16 protein-coding genes and 2 pseudogenes are annotated in these 22,730 nt (G+C 66.4%); 9 read left to right on the top strand and 9 right to left on the bottom strand.

Going from position 1 to position 22,730, the window contains the following annotated elements; all coding sequences use genetic code 11:
- Positions 1–44 precede the first annotated feature (44 nt).
- Complete coding sequence (locus LRS10_RS22515) at positions 45–632, bottom strand: lytic transglycosylase domain-containing protein (protein WP_257839399.1); 588 nt, start codon at positions 630–632, stop codon at positions 45–47.
- A 230-nt stretch (positions 633–862) separates the two neighbouring features.
- Between LRS10_RS22515 and LRS10_RS22510 the strand changes: the two genes are divergently transcribed.
- Positions 863–1,150, top strand: a complete 288-nt coding sequence (locus LRS10_RS22510) for a helix-turn-helix transcriptional regulator (protein WP_257839398.1) — start codon at positions 863–865, stop codon at positions 1,148–1,150.
- A gap of 9 nt (positions 1,151–1,159) precedes the next feature.
- Here LRS10_RS22510 and LRS10_RS22505 read toward each other — a convergent pair whose 3' ends face one another.
- Positions 1,160–1,636, bottom strand: a complete 477-nt coding sequence (locus LRS10_RS22505) for an XRE family transcriptional regulator (protein WP_257839397.1) — start codon at positions 1,634–1,636, stop codon at positions 1,160–1,162.
- A 652-nt stretch (positions 1,637–2,288) separates the two neighbouring features.
- Between LRS10_RS22505 and LRS10_RS22500 the strand changes: the two are divergent.
- Positions 2,289–3,385, top strand: a pseudogene (locus LRS10_RS22500) (NAD(P)/FAD-dependent oxidoreductase).
- A 28-nt stretch (positions 3,386–3,413) separates the two neighbouring features.
- Here the strand turns inward: LRS10_RS22500 and LRS10_RS22495 are convergent.
- Positions 3,414–4,757: a lipopolysaccharide biosynthesis protein gene (locus tag LRS10_RS22495; protein ID WP_257839396.1), complete on the bottom strand. Its 1,344-nt coding sequence runs from the start codon at positions 4,755–4,757 to the stop codon at positions 3,414–3,416.
- A gap of 2,126 nt (positions 4,758–6,883) precedes the next feature.
- Here LRS10_RS22495 and LRS10_RS22490 point away from each other — a divergent pair.
- Genes LRS10_RS22490 through LRS10_RS22475 form a run of 4 tightly spaced genes read left to right on the top strand, consistent with a single transcriptional unit; the run spans position 6,884 to position 11,758 of the window.
- Positions 6,884–8,980 carry a hypothetical protein gene (locus LRS10_RS22490; protein WP_257839395.1) on the top strand — a complete coding sequence of 699 codons (2,097 nt, stop codon included), beginning with the start codon at positions 6,884–6,886 and terminating at the stop codon, positions 8,978–8,980.
- Between the two features lie 47 nt (positions 8,981–9,027).
- Entirely contained in the window at positions 9,028–9,717 is a 690-nt protein-coding gene (locus LRS10_RS22485; RefSeq protein WP_257839394.1) for a polysaccharide biosynthesis/export family protein, read from the top strand.
- Positions 9,714–10,475 carry a WecB/TagA/CpsF family glycosyltransferase gene (locus LRS10_RS22480; protein WP_308238035.1) on the top strand — a complete coding sequence of 254 codons (762 nt, stop codon included), beginning with the start codon at positions 9,714–9,716 and terminating at the stop codon, positions 10,473–10,475. The genes LRS10_RS22485 and LRS10_RS22480 overlap by 4 nt, the downstream gene beginning before the upstream one ends.
- Positions 10,472–11,758, top strand: coding sequence for a hypothetical protein (locus tag LRS10_RS22475; protein ID WP_257839393.1), 1,287 nt, complete (start codon positions 10,472–10,474; stop codon positions 11,756–11,758). Before LRS10_RS22480 ends, LRS10_RS22475 begins: the two co-directional genes overlap by 4 nt.
- A 52-nt stretch (positions 11,759–11,810) precedes the next feature.
- Here the strand turns inward: LRS10_RS22475 and LRS10_RS22470 are convergent, their stop codons facing one another.
- Together LRS10_RS22470 and LRS10_RS22465 are read right to left on the bottom strand one after the other, a co-directional pair.
- Positions 11,811–12,899, bottom strand: coding sequence for a glycosyltransferase family 4 protein (locus tag LRS10_RS22470; RefSeq protein ID WP_257839392.1), 1,089 nt, complete (start codon positions 12,897–12,899; stop codon positions 11,811–11,813).
- A 544-nt stretch (positions 12,900–13,443) separates the two neighbouring features.
- Entirely contained in the window at positions 13,444–14,406 is a 963-nt protein-coding gene (locus tag LRS10_RS22465; protein ID WP_257839391.1) for a class 1 fructose-bisphosphatase, read from the bottom strand.
- 32 nt (positions 14,407–14,438) lie between these two features.
- Here LRS10_RS22465 and LRS10_RS22460 point away from each other — a divergent pair, with 32 nt between their 5' ends.
- The 3 genes from LRS10_RS22460 to rfbG all read left to right on the top strand — a co-directional run bounded on the left by LRS10_RS22460 (position 14,439) and on the right by rfbG (position 16,747).
- A complete protein-coding gene (locus LRS10_RS22460) occupies positions 14,439–14,810 on the top strand; it encodes a hypothetical protein (protein WP_257839390.1) in 372 nt (123 codons plus the stop codon).
- An 87-nt stretch (positions 14,811–14,897) separates the two neighbouring features.
- Positions 14,898–15,665 (top strand): glucose-1-phosphate cytidylyltransferase, encoded by a 768-nt coding sequence (rfbF, locus tag LRS10_RS22455; RefSeq protein WP_257839389.1) that lies wholly within the window; start codon positions 14,898–14,900, stop codon positions 15,663–15,665.
- A complete protein-coding gene (gene rfbG, locus LRS10_RS22450; RefSeq protein ID WP_257839388.1) occupies positions 15,653–16,747 on the top strand; it encodes a CDP-glucose 4,6-dehydratase in 1,095 nt (364 codons plus the stop codon). The genes rfbF and rfbG overlap by 13 nt, the downstream gene beginning before the upstream one ends.
- A 980-nt stretch (positions 16,748–17,727) precedes the next feature.
- Here the strand turns inward: rfbG and LRS10_RS22445 are convergent.
- The 4 genes and pseudogenes from LRS10_RS22445 to LRS10_RS22430 all read right to left on the bottom strand — a co-directional run bounded on the left by LRS10_RS22445 (position 17,728) and on the right by LRS10_RS22430 (position 21,399).
- Positions 17,728–18,456: a hypothetical protein gene (locus tag LRS10_RS22445; RefSeq protein WP_257839387.1), complete on the bottom strand. Its 729-nt coding sequence runs from the start codon at positions 18,454–18,456 to the stop codon at positions 17,728–17,730.
- Positions 18,457–18,954: 498 nt separating this feature from the next.
- Positions 18,955–20,596: pseudogene (locus tag LRS10_RS22440) on the bottom strand (IS66 family transposase).
- Positions 20,597–20,665: 69 nt separating this feature from the next.
- Complete coding sequence (gene tnpB / locus LRS10_RS22435; RefSeq protein WP_257838484.1) at positions 20,666–21,022, bottom strand: IS66 family insertion sequence element accessory protein TnpB; 357 nt, start codon at positions 21,020–21,022, stop codon at positions 20,666–20,668.
- The gene (locus LRS10_RS22430; protein ID WP_257838485.1) at positions 21,019–21,399 is read right to left on the bottom strand and encodes a transposase; all 381 of its coding nucleotides are present in this window, start codon (positions 21,397–21,399) and stop codon (positions 21,019–21,021) included. Before LRS10_RS22430 ends, tnpB begins: the two co-directional genes overlap by 4 nt.
- Positions 21,400–22,730: the final 1,331 nt, after the last annotated feature.

Genomic DNA, 22,730 nt, shown 5'->3' with positions numbered 1-22,730 from the left:
GGCCAGCGCGAGCAGGCTCCGCCGGACGATGCAGTGCGGCAGTTTCACGGCAGGCTCCGTTCGGGCGAGACAACGAAGGCGGTGCGGCCGCGGGCTCGCGCAAATACGTCCCCGCCATCCGACGGAGGTACGAGCGCAGCCACTGCGGGACGGCTTGGCGAAGCGGTCGCACCCGCTGCCGCCAACACGCGGGCCACGTAGCCGTTGGCCAGCCCCTGGCTGGCGTCGCCGGTGTTGTAATAGCTTAGCGCGACCTGCAGTGCGGCTTGGCCATTCCCATAGCGGGTTACGCCGCGGGCGTATCCTTCCGCGAGCACTTGTGCGGCCGCCGCCAGGTTTCGGCAGGGATCGAAAGCCGCCCTGACGCTCAACCCAAGGCGCGCCAGATTGCGCACGTTTATCTGTCCGAGACCTAGGTCGACATTGCGGCCAGCGGCGATCAGGGCGCTCGCAGTCGCGACCGCTTCCTCGAGACTCCGGGCGGAACGGCGCGCGCCGCGCTCCGGGCCATTCACGCCGATGGCGTAGGGGTTCAGCCCACTCTCTGCCCTAGCCACCGCGACAAGTGTCGAGGCTTCTACGCTCGGAGCGCATTGCAGGGCGAGCGCGATGACGGCTTCCGGTGACAGCATGGTCGGGTCCTTTCGAACCCTAGCCTGGCCCCGTCGCCCCTTGACGGCGAGGGTGTAACCTCCTCCCGCTTGAGGCTGCGCGCCATTTCATGGCGCGCCGCACGCATGTCGAGGCGGGCACGATGACTTTATTTGAGTTGTAGGGGCAAGCCAGGAACGCGGCACCCTCTGTTTCATTCGCAGGGTCAGACAATTGATGCGGGTACCCGCAAGATGCTGAGGAGTCTGCGATGGAAACGTCATCTGGCGATCAACCCCAAGCTAAAATAAACGCTGTCCAAGCGAGCAACATCGACCTGTCGCCGCGGCAAATTGAGTGCCTTTATTGGGTTCAGGAGGGAAAAAGCTCGCGCGATATCGGCACGATACTCGGCGTCTCGCACCGCATCGTCGAGCGGCACGTTTTCCGCGCCTGCAAGAAGCTCGGTGTGAGAACTCGGTTACAGGCGGTTATCCGCGCGCGAAGTCTCGGCGTCCTCGATGACGCGTCGCAGGAGCCGGGGCAGAAGTTGGATTAGCGCCCTAGGTCATCCGAGTCCGAGGCCCCCCAAGCCTTCGTCGAACATCCACTGCTCGAGATCGGCTTCATACTCCTCGGCGCGTTTGCCGAGGAGTTCGAAGCCGCGCGTGAAGGTCAGCAACAAGGACCTGGGATCGAGCACGCGTATCGCCTGCGGCCTTCCGCGATGGAAACGTCGCAGGGCGACAAGCATCAACGAGGCCGCATGGTTCTCGGCGGTGGACATCGCGAAGTCCACGGAGCCAAACTCGACAGCCAAGACGATACCCCACGGATCGGCGTGCACGATATCAGCGAAGCGGTGGATCTCGTCCAGCTGCACTCCGTAGTAGCCGGACTCCCAACGCTGATAAGTCCGCAGACCCTTTCCCATGGCTCGAGCGACTTCGACCGAGCGCAAGCCGGCGCGGCGTCGAAAGGTCTTCAGGATACGAGAGAGGGTCGCGCGGCGCGACGCCGCATCCTGATCCCGCAGGACATCCATGACGCCACGCAATCAACCGGAGCTTGTCTATAGTAGGTCACACCATTTGTGTGTGTGTGTCAAAGACGGGCATCGCTCGACACACTCTCAGCGCGCGGGAGGCGCAAATCAGAGCGCGTGGACGTTCATCGCCGTTAGCACGCGGTGCGAGCCGTCGCCGCGGGAGGCTTATCCGGGAACGCAGCAGCTGCTTCCTGCGGGTACTCGATCTTAATCTAGAGCACGCGCCGCGCGGCGATTTCGCAGCCCTCCAGGCCTCGCGCCCTGACGTTGGAGCCCATCGCAGAGGCACTATGGCGCTTGCGTTGGAGTGCGTTCGGGCCTCGCTCACGCCGGTGTCGGAAGGGCGGTGGTCCGGGGCGCGTCCTCTGAGGCCGCTGCGGCGCGTCGATTGAAAACCCATTCCCCGCACCCGCTTTCGATCGCTCTGAGCAGCGCTTGGGGGGCGAACGGCAGCTAGCCGAATCGGTCTATGCGGCAAGGCCTGCCGGGGTCGCGGCTGCGGAGCGGGATCGCTGTCGCCCGCGCTGGAGCGACTGGGCCGCCGTCCTGCGAGGTTTCGCTGGGGCGTCATCGGGACAGGGCGCGTACGAGGGGAAGGTCGTGGTGCGCGGCGGCTATCCTGCGATGATCGACACGCTAGGATCTGCCTATGGAGCTTGATGTTGTGGTGGTGGGCGCCGGCGCGGTTGGCTTGGCCGTGGCGCGAACGCTCGCAATCTCCGGACGACAAGTGATGGTGCTGGAGGCGGCGCAGACGATCGGCTCGGGCGTTAGTTCACGCAGCAGCGGTGTCATCCATGCCGGCATCTATTATCCGCAAGCGAGCCTCAAGGCGCGTTTTTGCGTCGCTGGATGTCGAGCGCTCTATGCCTTCTGCGCGCGGCACCGCTTGCCGCACCGCCGCTGCGGCAAGCTCATCGTCGCTACCGCGCCCCGTCAGGTAGCTGCGCTCGAAGCCATAGCAGCGCAGGCGCGCGGCAACGGCGTGGAAGGCACTCGGCTGTTGAGCGGCCAAGAAGCGCGGCGGTTGGAGCCGGCGCTTCGGGCTGAAGCGGCGCTGCTGTCGCCTGATACAGGCATCTTCGACCCCCATGACTATATGCTGGCGTTGCTCGGCGACGCGCAGACACACGGCGCTGAGGTTGCGCTGGCCGTGACCGTCGCGGGCTTGGCCAGGGGGGGGCCGGCTGGGCCATCTTCATCCAGGGCGAAACCCGGCCTGTCGCCCACGCCAGAACGATCATCAACGCGGCAGGCTTGGGCGCTCACGCGTTGGCGGCGCGGACGGAGGGACTGAGGGCGCAGGACAGGCCGCCGCTGCACTACGCGAAGGGCAGCTATTTTGCGCTGCACGGGCGGGCGCCCTTCCAGCATCTCATCTATCCGCTGCCGGAGCCTGGCGGGCTCGGCATTCACCTGACCCTGGACCTCGGCGGCGGCGCGCGGTTTGGCCCTGACGTGGAGTGGGTGGGGGAGCCGAACTACGATGTTGATCCTCGGCGCGCCTTTGGGTTCTACAGCGCAGTGCGGACCTATTGGCCAGAGCTGGCTGACGGCGCCCTGCGCCCAGACTATGCGGGAGTGCGGCCGAAGCTAGTGAGACCAGGAGCAGAGCAGGATTTTTGGATCTCAGGTCCTGCCGAGCACGGCCTGCCGGAGCTTATCAATCTCTTCGGGATAGAGTCGCCCGGCCTTACGGCCTCGCTTGCCATTGCAGACTATATCGCCGACCTCCTGGCCGACTGAAGCGCCAGAGTGAGAAGCGCCACCCGGGTCACGGATCGGCGAAGACTTCAGGAACCCTGCGGCGGGCCAGCACCTGTTGGCCTAACGCAGCAGCCGCCCAGGCGGCTGCGGTCGTCAGAGCCGCCCCCGGAGCGCCTGTTGTGGGGATCACGATTACCGCGCCCAGCAAGCATATGCAGAGCTGCACAAGGCTAAGTTGCGTAAGCGTGCGGCCATGACCGGTCATCCCTAGCAGAACGTCGCGGCCGGCGCAGAAAACGACGGCGAATTGCGCTAGCGCCATGATCTGCAGAGAGATTCTCGCCTCGGGCATATCGGCGTTGAGAAGGCGCAGGGTCAGCCCGGGCGCAAGCAGCAGGAAAAGGATCGGCGGCAAGCAGAGGCCCAGTGCGCTGCGTCTGACCTGCTGCAAATCTTCCCAAACCTCCGTGAACGCGCCACGGCGATGAGCGGCGGCGATCCGCCCCGAAACCATGTAGCCTAGGCTCGTGACGACATTGCTCGTTAACATGGCGAGGCGCAGGCTAACGCTAAAGCCGCCGAGTACGGCGGCGGAAACGTGCGGGGCCAGGGCAAGCCCAGGAAGGGAGGCCAGTACCGCACCCATGAGTTCGACCGGATAATAGCTGCGCGCAGCCTTAGCGAGGGGAGGGAGCGGGTCGTTGGCGGCGGCTTCTATCGCGGTGGCCGGCGTCGTCACAGAGACCGTCCGCCACCGCGCGCCGACAACAAGCAGGGTCCACGCCGCCGCGACGACCTGGGCGCCGACCAGCGACCACAGGAGGAGTTCGAAGGTCGCAAAATCCCGCATTGGCCAAGAGAGCGGCCCCAGGTTGGGCGCGACAGCGGCGCTCGCTAGAGCGGCGAGCATCAGCAGCGGGGCCAGCGCATTCATGAGGAATTGGCCCCAACCGCCCCGATCCAACCCGATCAGAACATATCCGCCAACAATGGTGACGAGATGGAAGGGCAGACTGAACGCGGTGACTTGGAGAGGCGAGCTTAGCGTTGGCTGCCGCAAAGCCCCCGCCAGAGGCTCGGCCGCGCAGTACAGAATAAGGCCGCACGCGAAGCCGCTGAGAAGTGCGAGGCCGATGGCCTGCACCAGGGTCCGGCGGGCGAGGTCGGTTCGGGCGAGCGCCAGGTCGGCCGCGAGATGACGCGCCGTGGGCCGCTCCACCCCCAGTCGCCCGGCGGTAGAGACGAGGGACTGGACGGTCAGGCAAAGGAAGAAGACGCCGAGCGGAGCCGGTCCCAGCAGGTGGGCGGCCAGAGCGAAGAGTCCGAACTTCCCGGCCACTTCTAGGCCCCGAACGCCGACGCCTGAGAGCAGTCTTGGCGCCGCGGCGGCGAGTTGTTCAAGCGCGCGCATGGGATGCTGCGGCTGATCCTGAAGGCCGCCCCTTCCAAACCTTGCAGGCTTTGCTGCTGGCGGAATTGAACCGCAGGCGACCCTTCACGTCCAAGAGCGGCTGAGGTCTTTAGTGGAGCTGAGCGTGCGGGGGCGACTGGCGTTCGCGAGCACGCTGCTCGAGAAAGGGCCGCAAGGCTGCACGACGCAGGGGATCGGGCGCCGCGAGGCCACGGCGAACGCGCAGGCCCTGGGTGCGGGCGTCTGACGTCCTTGGGCTGAGGCACCGGTCTTGCGGCATCTGAAGGGTCGGCGCGAGGCTGCGAGCGGCGACCACTCCCAGGTCTGGACGCCGTATGTCGAGCGGACGAGCGGGGCCGCTGACCTCGTCCAGGCGACGGAAGATTTGGCCGAGCTCGCCTTCGGCAGCCGGCCCCCTCAGCGATGCGGGCGCCGCGGGCTGCGTCGAAGGCGCCTTCAGCAGCCGCACGCAGGCGTTCGCTGGCGTGGTGAGCGTATCAACCCACCGGGGATGATCCTGCGCAACCCTGACCTGACAGAGACCGTAGACGGACGCGGCAATGCGCGGCGAGGCCGCACCGCAGCCGTCCAGGGCGCGCGGCTCTGCTGCCGCGGTCCAGCTCCTGCTAAGCTGGACCTTCGGAAGGCTGTCCTGGCCTGACCAGCGCCGGTATTGTGAAGCGGCTCCGCTTGGCGCTTGCCCAAGGGGCTGAAGAGCGCCAGACACACAGGGTTCAACCAAAGGCGAAACCTTGGTTTCGACGCGGCTCTCCGCGGCTGCTAAGGTGATCTTGACTGCCGAGACTTCGCTAACCTGAGGAGCTTCGCTGGGTGTCAACGCCCGGGGGCGCGCACGAAGCCGCGGTCGTTTCGGGGCTATGGGACCCGCGTCTGGAATCGGCTGGATACAATCGCGAACGTCGTTGATGACGAGCGGCGGCGGCGGCGGCGATGTCAGCTGGGAAGCTTCAATTTCGTGGCCTGAAGAAGACAGCTCCTCGACCGGCGGCCTCGCCGCCGCGGGCGTCCCCCTCCGCGGCATCGCTGACCAGCGGGGTGGCGGCGGCGGACCCTCGCGAGGACTCCCGCGCCGCCGTTCGTGCGCATTCCTCTGCGACAGGTCCGCCGTCAGCCGCGGGCTTGGCTGAGATCCGGGCAGGAGACTCTGCCGGCCGCAGCATGGCTGCTGGGCTGTCTGGCGCGATCATCGATTGCAGCGCTTGCAACGTGGCGACGCCGGCCGCCTCCGTTTCCGGCGCGACGCGCGCCTCTCGTGCGGCGAGCGCTTTACTCGTGGCTGTGGCCGGCTCCAAGCCTAACGCGCTCTCGGGGCCGACGCCGCGCGCCGACGTTGTGCTGGCATGGCCGCCCGCAAGCTCCGGATCATCAGGAGCTGGAGCCGGCGCTTGGCGCAACAACCGCCGCATGAAGGCGGACCGCGAGGGCGAGCCGCCGCGACCCATTCCGTTTGCTGGCCCTGGGTCCAAACGCGTCGCGGCAGCTCCCGTGTCGACGACGATCTTCCGAGCCTCAGGCCGCTGGCTCTCGGACCCGCGGTCCGTGCGGGAGAGCTCTGCCGGTGCGCCGTCGCCAGGAGCCGCCGCTGCGACAGCGGAGCCATTGTTGTCATGCTCGATGGCCGCCGCGCCGGAGAGCAACCATTCGCGGAAAGCGTCTTGTCCGAATTGCGTGTCGAGCTTCGCCCGAAGCTGGCAGGGCAGGGCTAAGCGAGGCGGCTCCAGCACAGGTGTCGCGAGGGGCCGCCGCGGGCGCACGCCCAGCAACTGCTCGACCAGCCGCCCAAGCCAGGCGCGCAGGCGAGGCGACCAACTACGATCGGGCAGCTCTAAGCGCCGCCAAGGCGCTCGACTGCGCAGATCCGCTTCTGCTTGATCCAAAGACCCGCCCCTGGCGACATCCCGCCTATTTTATCCCTCAGTTTAGTTAAGCCAAGGTTTCTCGGCAACCACCTCGCGACCAGGCTTTTGAGTAATTGTTGCTTTGTCTGCAGGAACGCGCTGCGACATCCCAGCGCGCCAGGATGTTTTCGTTAAGATCTGCGATGTAGTAGAGGAGCTAAGACACCGCGCCCGTGGGGGGCTGCCCAACAATGTGTACCTAAACGAATGCTTCCGGGCGTGCTGGCAAAACCGCCGGTTGTGGACATCGGCTTGCGATCGGCGCCGGCCGAGGGGCCTGCCTGGGCCATCCCTAACCTTCGGGACGTCCTAGTTCAGGTCTTCTATAATGGGCGCCTCATCCGGCTTTGCCTGTTGATTGGTCTAGTGCTCGGCCTTGGCGTAGGGGTCATGGCTGCGAGGCGGCACGGGGCCGAAGCAGTGTTGATGGTCACGGCCAGCCCAGAGACCCTAACCGAGAATCTGCTGGGCTCGGCGGGTCTCGCGCCGGGCTTGCAGCGGACCGTCCGATCCGACGTCGAGATCCTGCGTAGCGAACCCGTGTTGCAGGCTGCAGCGCTGAAGCTTGAACCCAACCTCGCCGCCGCGCGGGGCGGTGACCGGGTTCTGGCGGCGGCCGAACTCCGCAAACGATTGCTGGTGGAGACTCAGCCGGACAGCAATCTTATCCGAGTAAAGCTCGCCGCCGCCTCGGACGCCGCGGCCGCCGAGGGCCTCGATGCGGTGCTGGACGCCTATATGGAGCAACGGCGCCGAATTTACGCCAACGCGGCGGCAGAGCTGCAGGAACAAGAGGTGCGGCGCTATCAACGCCTGCTCAGCGAGACGGAGGCCCGAATCAAGGCGGTCGAGTCTCGGTTCGACGTCATCGACATCGACCAGGACGTGACCCTGCTCACCACTCGGGCCGATGCGCTTGGCCAGCGTCTGGACCAGGCGCGGGAGCGCGCCCGTGCGGTCGACGGCGAGCTGGGCACCGCACGGGCGCGATTGGCTCGCGCGCCGAGCCAAGTCTTCGAAAGCCGAGAGAGCTCCAACGCCCGTCCAAACGACGAAGCGCGGAACACGCTGCTGAAGCTGAAGCAAGAGCGGGCGCACTTGGCGTCGCAGTATCAACCGACTTGGCCGGCGATACGCGAACTGGACGCGAAGATCGCGGTGGTTGAACAGCAGATCCGCAGCAATTCGCAGGCAGACACCCTGACGCAGCGGCAGGTGCGAAATCCGGATCTCGATCAGCTGAACAGCCGACTGTCGGCGCTGAGCATCGAGCGCGCCGGTCTAAGCCAGCAGATCGCCGATCTGTCCGACCAAACCCAGCGCCTTCGGGCACGCACCCAGACCATCCGCCAGGCCCAGGACACCTTGCGCGGCCTGCTGCGCCAGCGGGAAGTGCTCGAAGGCGTTTACAAGCAGCTCTCCCTCGAGCAGGCCAGCGCCAAGCTGCAGAACGACGCCGTCGCGACACGGCAGGCCACACTTCGCGTCGTGCAGCCGCCCACAACGATGAGGCGGAGCCTGAGTTCGGCCCTCATCCTGGCGGCGGGCGGCCTGGTGGTCGGGGTGTTGGCGGCCGGGGTCGCCACACTCGTAGCCAGCTTGATGCGTCAGGAATTCATCGATCCGGTCGAGGCCGAGCGCGCCCTCGGCCTGCCGGTGATTGCCGATGTGCCGCGAGCCGCGCTTGAGGCGTCGGATGGGCCGCCCGACCTGCGCGACCTTGGGGCGGCGCTGGCGGACGGGCGTCGGGACCTTCAGGTCTTGCAGATTTCCAGCCCTGCCGACCCAGCGGCGGCGGCGGCGGCGGCCCTCGGTCTGGTGCGCCAGTTCGCCGAGGGCTGGGGCCGTCGCACACTGCTCATCGACCTGGAAGGCGGCGCCTTCGCCGACTCGGCGCGCGAAGCCGAGGCGAGCGCCGAGATCGTCCTAGCCGGAGGCGTTTGGCAGGTCTTGAAGCTCCGTGGGCAACCGCTCTGGGTGCTGGCGCAAGACAATCACTCGCCGGCGGCGGCCTTGGTGGATCCCATCCGGCCCAACGAGAACCTGCAGGAAATGCTCGCGCGGCTGCGGGAGCATTTCCAGACCTTGGTGGTGGTCTCGCCTGCCGCCTTCGGCGACTATGGCGCGCGCCGGTTCTATCCTCTTGCCGACGCCCACCTGCTGGTGCTGCGCGCGGAATCGACCCGTGTGCTGAGCGCCCGCCGGCTGAAGGAGATCGTCGAGGGCGCCGGCGGCGTGTTCCTCGGCCTGGTGTTCCTCGATCGCCGCTTCCACATTCCGCCATGGCTTTACCGATGGATCTGAGCCGTTCGACCCGCGCTCGCGGGGCTGCGCCTTGGTTGGGGCTGCTCATGGGCGCAGTTCTGGCCGCCTGCTCGACGACACAGTCGATCTCCCCCGTGGAACAGGACCCGGCGGGATTTGCAGCCTGGACTACAGAGCCTGCGGAATACCGGCTGGGAGCCGGCGACCGGTTGCGCGTGGAGTACCGGCTAACCCCGGAAAATAACGGCGAGCTGATCGTTGCACCCGACGGCTATGTCGCTAGCGCAGTGACAGGAAGGGTCAGGGCCCAAGGCCTGCGGGTCGACGAACTGGAGGCCGCGCTCGTTGCGGCGGCCGGACGCCATCTGATCAACCCGGAACTGGTTGCCAGCCTCACGGAAGCGCGCGCTGCACGCATCGTCGTGGGAGGCGCCGTGCAGAAGCCGGGCGTCTACCCGATCCCGCCACGCGCCACCGTGCTGGAAGCGGTGATGCTCGCCGGCGGGCTGCAGCCGGAAAGTCGCATGGACGAAGTGGTCATTCTACGGGTCCGGGCGGACGGGCGGCCAAGTCTTAGGACCATCGACCTGCGACGGTTCGTTTCGCGCGGCGCCGCCAGCGAGAATATAGAATTGCGCTCAGAGGACCTCGTCTTCGTACCCCGGACCCGGATCGCGGAGATCAACCTTTGGGTCGAGCAGTACATAAACCGCACCTTGCCATTCGGGCGCTCAGTGAACCTCACGCGCACAGTCGGCGGCGGCTATACTCCGTGACCCCTTTCTCGCGCAGCTTCCTGGGCGTTCGCTTCGACGTCATTGATCTCAATACGGCTGTCGCCCAAGTATCGGCCGCTGCCCGGCGGGATCGGCCTTTCCAGTATGTCGTGACCCCGAACTCGAAGTGGATCGTGCGTGCGCACCGCGGAGATGCGCGCGCGGCGCCGGCGTTCGATGGGGCCTGGCTCAGCTTGAATGACAGCCGGATCGTCGAGCTGCTGGCTCAGCGCTTGTTCGGATTTCGTCTTCCCACGGTGACGGGCAGCGACTTGGTCGCCCGCCTGTTCCAAGGCGTCATCACGCCCGCATCTTCCATCGTGCTCGTTGGGGGTTCAGCGGAACTCGAGGCGCGGCTGCGGCGTCTGTACGGCGTGCGCGACATCCGGCGCTTCGATCCGCCGATGGGCCTCTATGAGAATGACGCCGCCCTCGACGCCGCAGCGCGATACGTCTGCGAGGCGCCGGCGGACTATGTTTTTCTCATCTGCGGGATGCCTCAGGCGGAGATGATCGCCGAACGTGTCGTCGCTCACGGCGGCGCGAGCGGGGTCGGCCTGTGCGTCGGCGCCGCGCTGGAATTCCTTGTCGACTTGCGCCGCCGCGCCCCGCCGGGCTGGCGACGCGCGGGATTGGAATGGCTGCATCGGTTGATCGCCAATCCGCGCGGTCATGCCCGGAGGGTCTTCATCGAATCGCTGCCGGTCATCTTGGTCGCCGCGCAGGCGCGCTGGGTGCGACGGTCCTCAGCCGAATGACCATGACGTCCGAGGGCGCGCGGGCGAATGTGCCGTTCCCGACGGTCCCTGAGGCGGGCCGGCTGGCTGGCATCATCCTGCTGGTCGCGTTGCCGCTCTTCGCCCAAAGCTTCCAATATACGGTCGAACTCCCGCTGCTTTATGCGCTCTCGAAGGGTTGGCCGCTGCTGACCTTGCCCCTCACGGTGATCGGCCTGGCCCGGGTCAGCTTTCCTGGCAGGGCGCTTGCTCTGATAACCTTTCTTTGGATCTATGGGGTGACGCCCTGGATGAGCCAGATCGTCCTCGGCAACACATTTCCCGGGGCGGCCGCCTCGACGGTCAAGGTCTGGGCTTTCGCCTATCTGTTCAGCCTCCCAGCCTTGCTGGTCTGGCTGAGGCCTTCCGCGGACACCCTGCGCCGCGTGGCGCTCACGCTCGGTGTCGCCACCTTCCTGCTTCTTGTCGGCCTTTGGCTGACCCTCCCGCCCAGCGCCTATCAGGCCAACACAATCGAGGCCAAAATCCTGCTTTGGGATCCTGAGCGCGGACCTCGGATCAACCTGCCGATGTTCTTCGGGCTGCTCCTCCTCTTCACCCTCAACCGCCATATGTGGTTGCGTCGACGCTTCTGGCCGGCAGCCCTCCTACTCGTGGGCTTCTTGCTGCTGCTGTTCATCTACAAGGCGCGAATGTCGATCGCCGCAGCCAGCGGGGCGGTGTTGATCGGCGCGGCGCTCAGCCTAAGCCGTTGGCGATGGGCTGCGGTGTTGTCGCTGCTCCTTGCGGCCGCATTGGCGACGCCGAGCGCGCTCATGTACTTGGGCAGCGCGGATTTCGCTGCGCGGCTCGGAGGGTCCCTCACGGCCCGGCAGGCTGAAGCTAAGGCGGCGATCGATTTCCTCAACGCCGAACCCTGGCGATGGGTGACGGGCGTGGGCAACCTCACGCGCGTTGGCGACATCGGAATGGCCGAAATCCTTCAGACGACCTACTTCTTCGTCGTCGACCTCGGCTGGCTGGGCGTCATATTTGAGTTTGGCCTCGTCGGCGCCCTCATGATCGCCGCCCTCTGCATCGTAGTTCTGAGGCTCTGCGCACTGTTGCAGGCTTCCGAGCACGCCTTTGACCGCGCGCTGCTCGACTATGTCGTCTACATCCTACTGACGTCCTGGATCTATCCCGTCGTTTATGCGCCGGGCGAACTCACCGTCTGCGGCGCTATGGCAATGTACCTCATCGCCCTGCGAAGCCAGACGGCCACCGAAGCGACGCCAGCCGCGCCGCAGCGTCGCGAGCGCTGAGGCTGCCACGCCATCCGACGCGGCGGCCTGGAGGCCGAAAGGCGCCGGAACCTCAGGCGGTCTTGAGGCCCGCGCGCCGAAGCTGCGCCAGGCGTCGAACCGCCAAGTCCCGGTCGAACGTGAGGGCAAGCTGAGCAAACACTAGCAGTAGGAACCCGACGCCGAGCCAGGCTTGCGGCGCGCCCAAAGCAAGCAGGGCGCCGGCGAGCGCCCCGAACATCAGCGACCCGCCACAAACCATGGCGACGATCGTCGAGACCCTGAACCCTGCGTCCAGCAAGAGGTGGTGGAGATGATCGCGATCGCCGCGAAAGGGGTTGGCTCCGTTTGCGGCCCGCCGGAGCATGACCACCACGCTGTCCGCCAGCGCAGGTGCGAGGCAGAAGGGCACGAGGAGGAGGCTCACGGGATGGGCGGGACTGTGCGTCAGATTGAGCGCCGCCCAAGCCAGCAGCAGGCCAAGGAACTCGCTCCCGGAGTTGCCGAGGTACACCTGCGCCTGCTTCATCCAAGGCGAGCGGAGGTTCCACATCAGGAAGCCGGACACGGCGCCAAGCGGCGGCCCCAGCACAAGGACGAGCGCGGCATTCCCCTTCGCGGCGGCTGCGATCATGAACATCAGCAGCGCCCCGGCGCCGAGGCCGCCTGCCAGACCGTCAACCCCATCGGTCATGTTGACGGCGTTGATCAGCGCCACCACGCCGAGCAGGGTTAGAGGGAAGGCGAACGGTCCAAGGGGGGTGTCGGGGAGGTTGAAGATGGGTCCGACGCTCGTCACGGTCAGTTGATCGCCGACAATCATCAGGGCTGCAGCCACGGCTTGGACGGGGAATCGCAGCTTCCACGACAGGTCGAGCTTGTCGTCCAACATGCCTGCGGCGAGCAACAAGGCTGCGCCCATCGTCAGCCCTAGCGCCGATTGGCCGAGCGCCAGCGAGACAGAAGCCGCCGCCGCCGCGATCGCGAGGCCGCCGACAACCGGCACCGGCCGTCCATGTCGCTTGCGGGCTCCGTCGGGCCGGTCCACCAATCCGAGCACCCGCGCGGCAGGTATGAAGGCAATCATCAACAGAATGGTGAAAATAAAGGCGGGCGTTACGGATGTTGCTGTTCCGAGCAGTGTCACCCGTTCCGTGATCATACGCCCACTCCCCCTAGACCTCAGCGCTATGGCCAAGCCTGGATATGGCGTCTCGTAGTGAATGGTTGCTTCCGAGGCAACTACAGTTCGATGCCTTGACGCTCAAAATGAGTAAGGCGAAGCCGTGCAGCCAGAACCGGCTCCTGCGCTCAGGGGATACGTAGGTCAGAAGTCGCCTCAGAGAGAGAGGCGTCGCTGCCTGCGCTCTACGCCTGCGGTCTTGCCGACCCGATCGGCGCGGTATCTGCCAGTCTGCGCGGGAGGCCGAGCTCGCCTCAAGGTCCGGCATTGCGATGAACGACCCCGAGAGGTTGACCGGCGCCCTTGGGGCGACGTCAGCGCCGCACTCAGCAAGCGCGGGCAGGGGCGTAGGACGCCGTCAGCCCCGCCGGCGCATCGTCGCAGGATCACAGAAGCGGCGTCGCTGCGGATTGGGGGCCTCTTGGAGAGGCGCGCGCCATCCGGACTATAGTAGGCGCGCAAGACCGTACGTCGGCTGCGGCGCCACGGACCTGAGGGTGACGCCAGCGCGCTGGTACGGGCGTCAGCCGACGTCGCGCACTCTTTCGACCTCGTCAGCCGAGCCAAGCACGACAGCTGTCCGCGCATGCAGGCTCGGCGGGACACGCTCCAGCAGCGGCCGCACCCCGTCGGTGGCCCGACCTCCGGCGCGCTCCACAAGCAGCGCCATCGGGTGGGCTTCATAGAGCATGCGTAGCTTCCCTGGCCGATCCGGCTCTCGGGCGTCCCAGGGGTACAAGAAGACGCCGCCACGCATCAGGATGCGATGGACATCAGCCACCATCGACCCCACCCATCGCATGTTGAAGTCCTTCCCGCGGGGGCCGTCGCGGCCAGCGAGGCAGTCCTCGATGTAACTGATGACAGGGGCTCGCCAATGCCGCCGATTGGAGAGGTTGATGGCGAACTCCTTCGTGCCGACGGGAACCGCAAGCGCCGGATGCGTGAGAACCCAGGCGCCGTCCTCATCGAGGCTGAACGCCATCACCCGTGCGTCGAAGCTCATGACAAGCATCGACTGCGGGCCGTAGACCGCATACCCTGCGGCCAGCTGCGCCCGCCCGTCTCCGAGGAAATCTTCTGGATGCGCCGGCCGGCCGTCTGGCGCTGGCCGCAGCGAAAAGATGGTGCCGACGGAGACGTTGACGTCGACATTGCTTGAGCCGTCGAGAGGATCAAATGCGACGAGACAACCGCCCGTGCGGTCGGTGCAGACGGCGTCCGCCTGCTCCTCCGAGGCGAGCGCCGCGACAGCCGAGCATTCCATCAGACGGGCGGTGAGAAGCTCATCAGTTAAGACGTCTAGCGCCTTCTGGTCCTCCTGTTGCACGTTGACGACGCCCGCGGCTCCCAACTGGCCCGCCACTGCCGCGCTGCGCACAAGGCGGCTGATCTCCGCGCAGGCATCGGCGAGAACGGCCAACACGTCACGCACGGCGGGATGGTCGACCTGGTCCTGCAGGATCGCTTCTAGCCGGATCGGCATGATTTTCTCCCATCAGATGGCCTCGCCGGCTGGTGGAGCGGCGCCTTGCGCGGTGTAGGAACGGCCCCGGCCAACCGGCGAGCCTCTTTGCCGCACGCGCGCGTCGCTGTATCGGGCAGTCTCACCTCTCTGTTCAAGCTATTCTCGCGTCCATGAACCCTGCTTCAAGCGATCTTGTCATTGCGCGTCTTCGGGAGGCCTTCGGGCGGCAGTTCGACGACGCCGGCGTCGCGCTGATCGAGGCCAATCTGCGAGCCATACTGGGGGAGCTCAACGCGGATGACGCCGGACTTCTTGAGATGATCGCCTACGATTTTGCGCGCGCCGCCGAGCGGTTGCCGCCCGGCGCCACGCCTTCGGAAATCGCCCGCCTGGCGGATGAGATCGCCACTCGTCGCGATTGACCCTCGCCCGCTTCGAGACGCGGCCACGCTGGTTCTCGTTCAAAGCCCTCGTTATGCATTAGGTCCAGACACGGAAGGATCGGCGGGATGAAGACGGTCATTCTGGCCGGTGGCCTTGGCAGCCGGATCTCGGAAGAAAGCCATCTCAAACCGAAACCGATGATCGAGATCGGCGGCCGGCCGATCTTGTGGCACATCATGAAGCTCTACTCGGCGGCCGGTTTCAACGACTTCGTCGTGTGCCTTGGCTACAAGGGCTATGTGATCAAAGAGTACTTCGCCAACTACGTGCTCCACAGCGCCGACCTGACGGTCGACCTCGACAGAGGATCGATCGAGTACCACGCGACCAACCACGAGCCGTGGCGGGTCACCCTGGTGGAGACGGGCGCGGAGACCATGACCGGCGGACGCCTGAAGCGGGTGGCGAAATATCTCGATCCCGGCGAGCCGTTCTTCTTCACCTACGGCGACGGCGTGTCCGATGTGGACCCGCGCGCCCTGGCCGATTTCCACCGCAGCCATGGCAAGGCGGCCACCATCACGGCGGTCGCGCCGCCTGGCCGATACGGGGCGCTCGAACTGTCCGAGGGCCGGGTCCAGCGGTTCACCGAGAAGCCGCCGGGCGACAACGGGCTCATCAACGGCGGCTTCTTCGTGCTGCAGCCGGAGGTGATCGATCGTATCGACGGGGACGCCACCTCCTGGGAGGCGGCGCCCCTCGAAGGCCTCGCGAGAGACGGCGAACTGATGGCCTACCGGCACGATGGCTTCTGGGCGGCGATGGACACCCTGCGCGACAAGAACCACCTCGAGGCCCTCTGGGCGTCTGGGGAGGCGCCGTGGCGGCGGTGAATTCCGACTTCTGGGCCGGCAAGCGGGTCCTGCTCACCGGCCATACCGGCTTCAAGGGCGCCTGGGCTTCGATCTGGCTGGCCCGGATGGGCGCTCAGGTCACGGGTCTCGCCCTGCCGCCGGACCAATCCCCCAGCCTGTTCCAATTGGCCGGCGTCCACGAACTGATCGAGTCGCGCTTCGTCGACCTGAGGAACCCTCACGCGGTGTCGGCGGCGGTCAGCGGCCGCACCTTCGACCTCGTGCTCCACATGGCCGCCCAGGCCATCGTGCGCACCTCGATCGAGGATCCGGTCGGCGCGTTCTCGGCCAATGTGATGGGCACGGCTCACCTGCTGCAGGCGCTGCGGGATCAGCCCGAGCTGAAGGCCGTCCTGGTGGTCACCTCGGACAAGGTCTACGCCAATGCAGAGACCGGACGCGCCTTCCAGGAAGCGGACCCGCTGGGCGGCAAGGACCCCTATTCGGCGTCCAAGGCGGCGACGGAGATCGTGGTCCAGAGCTTCGCCCGGACCTACTTCGACGCCTGGGGCGTGCCTGTGGGCACTGCCCGCGGCGGCAACGTCATCGGCGGCGGCGACTACTCTCGCGACCGCCTGACGGCCGACATCGTTCGGGCGGCCCAGGCGGGCGAGGCCGTCGTGCTGCGCCACCCTGAGGCCACGCGACCCTGGCAGCACGTGCTCGATTGCCTGGCGGGATACTTCCGACACCTCGAGTCCCTGGCCAGCGATCCCGAGACCCCGCGTGCGCTCAACTTCGGCCCGCGTCCCGGCGGCCCGTCGGTGAGCGTGGGCGAACTCGCGACGCTCGGCGTCGAGGCGCTGGGCGGGCAGCCGTGGCGGCACGAACGGGACCCGAACTCGATCGAGGCGAAGTCGCTGGCCATCGACGCCACCCTGGCGCGCGAGGCGCTTGGCTTCGAAAGCCGGCTGGAGGCGCCAGAGGCGGTGACGCTCACCATGGAGTGGTACCGGCGCCAGGGCGAAGGGATCGCCGCCCGCGCCTTGTGCGAGGAGCAGATCGCGGCCTACGAAGGCCGGCCGTCATCTGAGCGCGATCTCGTGTTGGCTGTCGACTAGCTCAGGCGAAGTGCTGCGGCTATGCTGAGCGGCATGAAGGAGATCGTTGATGTTCCAGGCGCCTCAGGGGCGCTCTATCGGTTCCGCCGGGCGGAATTGCCGGCTCTTCCGGCAATCGCAGGCAATCTCGTTGTTGTGAGGCGGCGAAGGAGCGGCATCGAACTCTTGGCCTGTTCGCCGGCTCCGAGCCTTGCGGACGCTTGCGACCTTGTCAGGTCGACGTTAGCAGCCCACAGAGGCGCTGCGGTCTACGTCCGTCTCAACGTTGCAAGAGCCGTCCGCGAAGCTGAGCATGCGGACATCATCGCCGCAGCCGCCAGCCTTCCCAAAGGAGGCGATCCCTCAGCCACCGTTGCGGATGCTGCCATGGCGCAGGCGGACCTGTCGTCCGAGGCGGGCGTCTAAAGACCCACCGCGCACGGCGCGTTGGCTCCCCGGAACGCAGGGGCTGGTGCACACATCTAGAAGGCTTTCCAACGGCCGACGCGGGCGGCAGGCGGCAGGAGGGGACGGTACCCACGGCGTCGACGCCGCTCGTGCGTTGCGGCTGCGGAGCGTTTCTCGGTCCTTGACGCGTTGCCGAAGCGGGGAGCGCGTTGCGTGAGTTCGACGCCAACAGCGTCAACGCGCGCGTCCAGCTGGAGACGGCTGGCGGCTTTCGGCGTCGCGGCAGTCGAGCGCGCCCGTCCACAGCGGCCATTTCGCGCGGGGATGCAGCAGCGCTAGAGATCACACGTTGAAGCGCCGCAGGCCGCTCCCATCGCACCTCAGTAGTCAACGGCCCGCCACCGACCGGTCTGCTGACCTGCTTAACCCTGTCCAGTGGTCCGAGCTGTCGGCGAGAGCGCGAAAGCCTTAGACGGTTGCAGAGCTAACTCCAGGCAGTTTCGCCCCGCTGGCTCCTCGCTAAAGTCCTTCGGCGGCGCACCATCAAATGATCATTGAACGGGCGCCTTACGCTCACGCCGCGGCTCTTCCGTTCAATAGCGCGGGTAACCAAGTCGCTCGTGCAAGTCATTCAGTCCAAGGCGAATGAAGCGTCGTCTCACCTCATCGCTCCACCACGGGGAGATGCAGGTGGTCTCGCCGGAATAGGTTTTTGTGACCCGTCCAATCACTCCGCGCAGGCGTGCGTGCGCCGCCTCTGCGCTGAGACCACACGCGTGGCCAAGAAGCGCGCTGACCGCTGCGATGCTTGGCGCCAGCGGAGCCGCCAAAAGGTCTTCGAAGGGAACAACCGCGTGAACATCCTCGATCCACGTGCACATCGGCGCATATTCCTGTTCAAATAGCCGCTCTCCCTCGTCCTCGAGGAAAGCCAGCGCCTGCGCAGGAGAGGCAGCCATGCTGCGCCACGCGGCGTCTGCCGCCCCTCGCTCTGTCGCGACGAGAAAGCGCAGGTGCGACAGAGTAGCGTGGGCGAGGTCGCGCTTGAGGAAGAGGCGGGTGAGTTCTTGCAGCGCCTGTCGGCCCCAAGGCTCGGGTTTGATGTGGCCAACCGCAAACTGTCCAGGACCAACTAGGCCCGCAGAGGTGCAGACCGGTAGGTAGCACTCGCGCCCTTCTCCGCGTCGTTTCGCGGCTAGCGACAGTCCTCGATAGTCCGACAACGTGAAGTTCGACAGGTGCAGCTCGGTGTCCACCCATCCAAGAGATTCAAGCCAGGCGGCCATGAGATAGGTGCCCGCCTTGGGAATCGACACAACCATCACCGGGCCGCCCCGTCCGCGCTCACGCGCCCCTCGGAGTATGCCTTCGGCATCTGGATAGAGTTGCAGGCTCCCGCCGCCGAGGGGCAATGAGAGTCGTGATTGCGTTGCCGCGGAGGCGTGATCAGGCGGAATGGAATCAGTGGGCACTAAGCTGATGTTGCGCGTTGCGACGCAACCTAGCAATGCTGCCGGATTGGGCTATCCGGGCGTGCAACTCGCGTCGCCTGTGATCACGGAGTGAACCGCCTCGATGACGGCAGGAGCCCTGTTTGGCGCGGCGCAGATCGACTGCGAACTCTCAGCCGGCTCAAGAAGCCTTCGGGCCGGCCCCGGCCGGTCGATCGCCGATCCCGCGGCTTCCATCATAGCAGGCTTGTCAGCAACTCGCCCATAAACCACCCAATCGTGGTGACCACGATGATGGTCATGACATCGAGGATGATGTGCCCTGTTTCGTAAGCGGTGCTTTTCCACCGTAGGTCGACGGCTTGACGGTCAGGCGGCGGCCTGAGCGGCCTTCCAGTTCCAGGGCGTGAGGTCGTCGAGGCGGCTGTTGAGGTGGCCGTTCACCAGTCGGGTGAGGACGTCCTCGAGATAGGCCGCGGGGTTCACGCCGTGGAGTTTGCAGCACTCGATGAGGGTGGCCAGGATCGCCCAGTGCTCCGCGCCTTCGTCGGATCCGGCGAAGAGCGCATTTTTCCGGTTGAGAGCGATGGGGCGCATCGTGCGTTCGACCGGATTGGTGTCGAGCTCGATGCGGCCGTCGTCGAGGAAGAGGGTCAGGCCGTCCCAGTGCGTCTGGATGTAGCGGATCGCCTCGGCGGTCTGTGAGCGCCCTGGCAGCCGCGTCAGCTGCTCCTCGAGCCAGGATTTCAGCGCCGCGATGAGCGGCGCGCTCCGCTGCCGCCGCACCTGTCGCCGCGCTTCGGCGGATTGGCCGCGGATCTCGGCTTCGACGGCGTAGAGCTGGCCGATACGGGCCAGGAGTTCGCCGGCGACCGGTGCAGATCCGCCCTTGGTCAGGTCGAAGGCTTTACGGCGGGCGTGCGACCAGCAGTGCGCCAGGGCCACGTCGTTGCGACGCGTCGCCAGGGTCTTGTAGGCGGTGTAGCCGTCGGTCTGCAGCACCCCGGAGAAGTCCTTCAGGAGCGTGATCGCGTGATCGGCGCCGCGGCCCGGGGCGTAGGTGTAGACGACGGCTGGAGGATCGGTTCCGGCCCAGCCGCGATCGTCCCGGGCGATTGCCCAGAAGTAACCGCTCTTGGTGCGTCCACGTCCTGGATCGAGCACCGGCGCCTTGGTCTCGTCGACGAAGAGTCGGGGAGGCGCTCAGCAAGGTCTGGCGCATGTGCGCCCAGATCGGCTTCAGCTCGGCCGCCGCGTAGCCGGTCCAGAAGGCCAGAGTGGAGCGGTCGAGGCTGATCCCCTGGCGGGCGAAGCCCTGCGCTTGGCGGTAAAGCGGGACATGGTCGGCGTACTTGTCGACCACCACCTGCGTCACCAGCCGCTCGGTCGGCAGGCCGCCTTCGATCAGCCGTGCAGGCGCCGGGGCCTGGACGATCGGCCCCTCGCAGGATCGGCAGGCGTATTTCGGCCGGCGGGTGACGATCACCTGGTACTGCGCCGGGACGACGTCGAGCCGCTTGGAGACGTCCTCGCCGATCACGTGCAGCTCTCCGCCGCAGCACGAGCAAGCCCGCGTCTCCGGCTCGATGGTCACGTCGATCTGCGGCAGATGATCGGGCAGCGAGGGCCGGCGGTCCCGGCGCTGGCGCGTGCGATGCGCCTTCAGCTCCGGATCGGACCGCTCTTCTTCCTGTTCGATTTCGGCCAGGCCTTGGACCAGGTCCTCGAAGGCCAGCTGCAGCTGATCCTTGTCCAGCTGCTCCGAGCGCTTGCCGAACTGCAGCCGGCGGAGCTTGGCGATAATGAGCGCGTAGCGCTCATTCTGCGCCTCGAGCTGGGCGACCTGCGCTAAGAGTTGAGCGTGCTCGTTCTCGACGGCGGCAAGCTGGGCCTGCCCGGCCCGGATCTGCTCGATCTCGGCCTCCGCGGCCGCCGCCCGAGCCCGCGCCGCCAGGATCATGGCGCGTAGCGTCTCCACATCGTCGGGAAGATCGGCGGCGCCCAAATCCATAGGCGGAGTGAAGCACAAGATCGGCGGTTTGAGGCGCCCCCGCGGAGCGGCTGATTCAATCCGCCGCAGCTAGCGGATCGCCTTTGGCGCCGCCCGTCTGGGCGGGTGAATCCGCGTCCAATCGAGCCCGTCGAGCAGCGCCGCCAGCTGCGACGAAGACAGGCGCATCACCCCGTCGCTGATCGGCGGCCATTTGAACGCCCCCTCGTCGAGCGCCTTCCACAGCATCACCAGGCCCGAGCCGTCCCAGGCGATGATCTTCACCCGGTCCGCGCGCTTGGCCCGGAACACCAGGACCACGCCGGCGGCGAACGGATCCTGACCCAAGCTCTCCTTGGCGAGGGCCGCCAGGCTCTCAGCCCCGCGGCGGAAATCCACCGGTTTCGTCGCCACCAGCACCCGGGCCCCGGATCCGATGCCGATCAACGTCCGCCCGCCCGCAACGCCATCACGATCGCGGCCGCCATCTGCCGATCCGCGTCGGGCCAAATCCGCACCGACGCGCCGCCCAGCTGGAGCTCGATCAAGCCCGCGGTGGGCGCACGCGGCGCCTCATCGGCGCCCGCCACTTCAATCTGCGCGAACGTCATGCCCGCGCTCGCCTCCCGGGCTTCTCGCCGCCAGTTGAACAACTGAGACTTCGACACGCCATGCCGGGCGGCCGCTTCGCCCACCGTCGTGGCGTAGCTGTCCTCGACAACCTGCGCCTTCTGCTCAGCGCTCCATCGCCGCCGACGCGCTGTCCCCGTGAAGACCTCGATCCGATGCGCCGGAGGCATCATCAGCACATCATCACCCGACATCATCAGCTCTCTTAAGCCCGCGGCCGCGACCGATGGGCCAAGCTCAGGGATCAATCCGTCGAGGGAAAGGTGGGGAAGAAGCCGCGCTTACCCTGTTTCGTCGCTCATGCTCAGAATCTCAGTCAAATGACCAAAATCAAGGTGCGTACGCGAACAAGTCGCACAATGATCATCGAAATGACGCGCGCGTGCAACCGGGCGGGCCCCGAGGTTTCACTTCAGAGTCTTCATACGTCCGTGGACCGACGCGTTGACGGCGTCCAAGGGCAGCAGCCCCCGATGCGCTGGGTGGCGAGCGCGCGCGCGTCGGCGCAGGCCACCCGCCGTTCGGGACGGCCTGAGCCAGGTTGGCACGGAGATGTGCTGGATTGGATCCGACGCCTGCAGAGCGAGCGACCTGAAGAGCGACTCACGCAGGCCCGATTAGCCCACTGGTTATGCGACCTGTGGCATCAGCGGCCATTCGAAGGGGGGGCCTGTTGAGCCGCCCGATTTCATGTACCTGATCAAGACGCTGCTTCCGCGGTGGAAAAAGCTGGGGCGGCTTGACCTGCGTGCGAGCGAAGGCGATGTCGCAGCAAACACAAATCCACCCAGTGAGGTCTCGTCTTGACCTTACTGCTGTCTGGATGTCTGCCACTGCAGAGGCAAGCATTGTGAATGCTGGGCCAACCACCACGCCGCCGCAGGCTATACGATCTCAGAGTGGCCGACGCAGCGTTGGGGACCGCGCCGGCCAGGTCGGGCGGGATGGCTGGGTGTCGCCCGACGGCGCGCTATGCCTAAACTTTGCCTGAGACGCCACCGTCTAGCGGTTGCGCATCTCTACCGAGGCGAGCTACCACGTTGTCGGCGCGCGTCAACGACGCCGTTGATTGCTCTGCCTCATCGTCATTCTCAGCGGCGACTCGCGAGCCAGCTGGTGAGATATTCGTGTGTCCTGCGCGCGAGGCCTGCCGGCCCGAAGAAGTAGAATTCGCTTCCCCAAAGCGTGCGCCGCTCTCGCCAGCTGATCGCGCCTGTGTCTTCAGACATCAACACAGCCCGAACCTTGGCGCTGTGCGCCCTAGGTACGAAGGATACGTAGGTCGCCATCGACATGGCCGCCGATACTCCTGCTCCTCGTCGGGACTGAAAGGCGATTCCCGGGGCTCGGCTAGGTGTTCAGTCGAGGCCGAGTGGATGGAATCTTGCCCAAAGCGACCTGGCTCCTCAACCTTTCCCTTGCGAATGGCTTCGGGCGTCAGGCTCAGCGGGGCCTTCACCCGCTTGGCGAGGTTGTGGACGTCCCCGAAGGCGGCGAGGTGATCCTCAAGCTGTCGCGGGTTTTG

This window comes from Phenylobacterium sp. J426 (assembly GCF_024699945.1).
In the GTDB taxonomy this organism is placed as follows: Bacteria; Pseudomonadota; Alphaproteobacteria; order Caulobacterales; family Caulobacteraceae; genus Phenylobacterium.
Note: the sequence above shows the minus strand (reverse complement) of the source record. Positions and strands in the feature narration are given on the sequence as shown.

What these genes read in the sequence shown, in the direction of transcription:
- LRS10_RS22515 (WP_257839399.1), bottom strand. Translation starts at nt 632, where the DNA reads ATGCTGTCACCGGAAGCCGTCATCGCGCTCGCCCTGCAATGCGCTCCG.
- LRS10_RS22510 (WP_257839398.1), top strand. Translation starts at nt 863, where the DNA reads ATGGAAACGTCATCTGGCGATCAACCCCAAGCTAAAATAAACGCTGTC.
- LRS10_RS22505 (WP_257839397.1), bottom strand. Translation starts at nt 1,636, where the DNA reads ATGGATGTCCTGCGGGATCAGGATGCGGCGTCGCGCCGCGCGACCCTC.
- LRS10_RS22495 (WP_257839396.1), bottom strand. Translation starts at nt 4,757, where the DNA reads ATGCGCGCGCTTGAACAACTCGCCGCCGCGGCGCCAAGACTGCTCTCA.
- LRS10_RS22490 (WP_257839395.1), top strand. Translation starts at nt 6,884, where the DNA reads ATGCTTCCGGGCGTGCTGGCAAAACCGCCGGTTGTGGACATCGGCTTG.
- LRS10_RS22485 (WP_257839394.1), top strand. Translation starts at nt 9,028, where the DNA reads ATGGGCGCAGTTCTGGCCGCCTGCTCGACGACACAGTCGATCTCCCCC.
- LRS10_RS22475 (WP_257839393.1), top strand. Translation starts at nt 10,472, where the DNA reads ATGACCATGACGTCCGAGGGCGCGCGGGCGAATGTGCCGTTCCCGACG.
- LRS10_RS22470 (WP_257839392.1), bottom strand. Translation starts at nt 12,899, where the DNA reads ATGATCACGGAACGGGTGACACTGCTCGGAACAGCAACATCCGTAACG.
- LRS10_RS22465 (WP_257839391.1), bottom strand. Translation starts at nt 14,406, where the DNA reads ATGCCGATCCGGCTAGAAGCGATCCTGCAGGACCAGGTCGACCATCCC.
- rfbF (WP_257839389.1), top strand. Translation starts at nt 14,898, where the DNA reads ATGAAGACGGTCATTCTGGCCGGTGGCCTTGGCAGCCGGATCTCGGAA.
- LRS10_RS22445 (WP_257839387.1), bottom strand. Translation starts at nt 18,456, where the DNA reads ATGGTTGTGTCGATTCCCAAGGCGGGCACCTATCTCATGGCCGCCTGG.
- LRS10_RS22430 (WP_257838485.1), bottom strand. Translation starts at nt 21,399, where the DNA reads ATGTCGGGTGATGATGTGCTGATGATGCCTCCGGCGCATCGGATCGAG.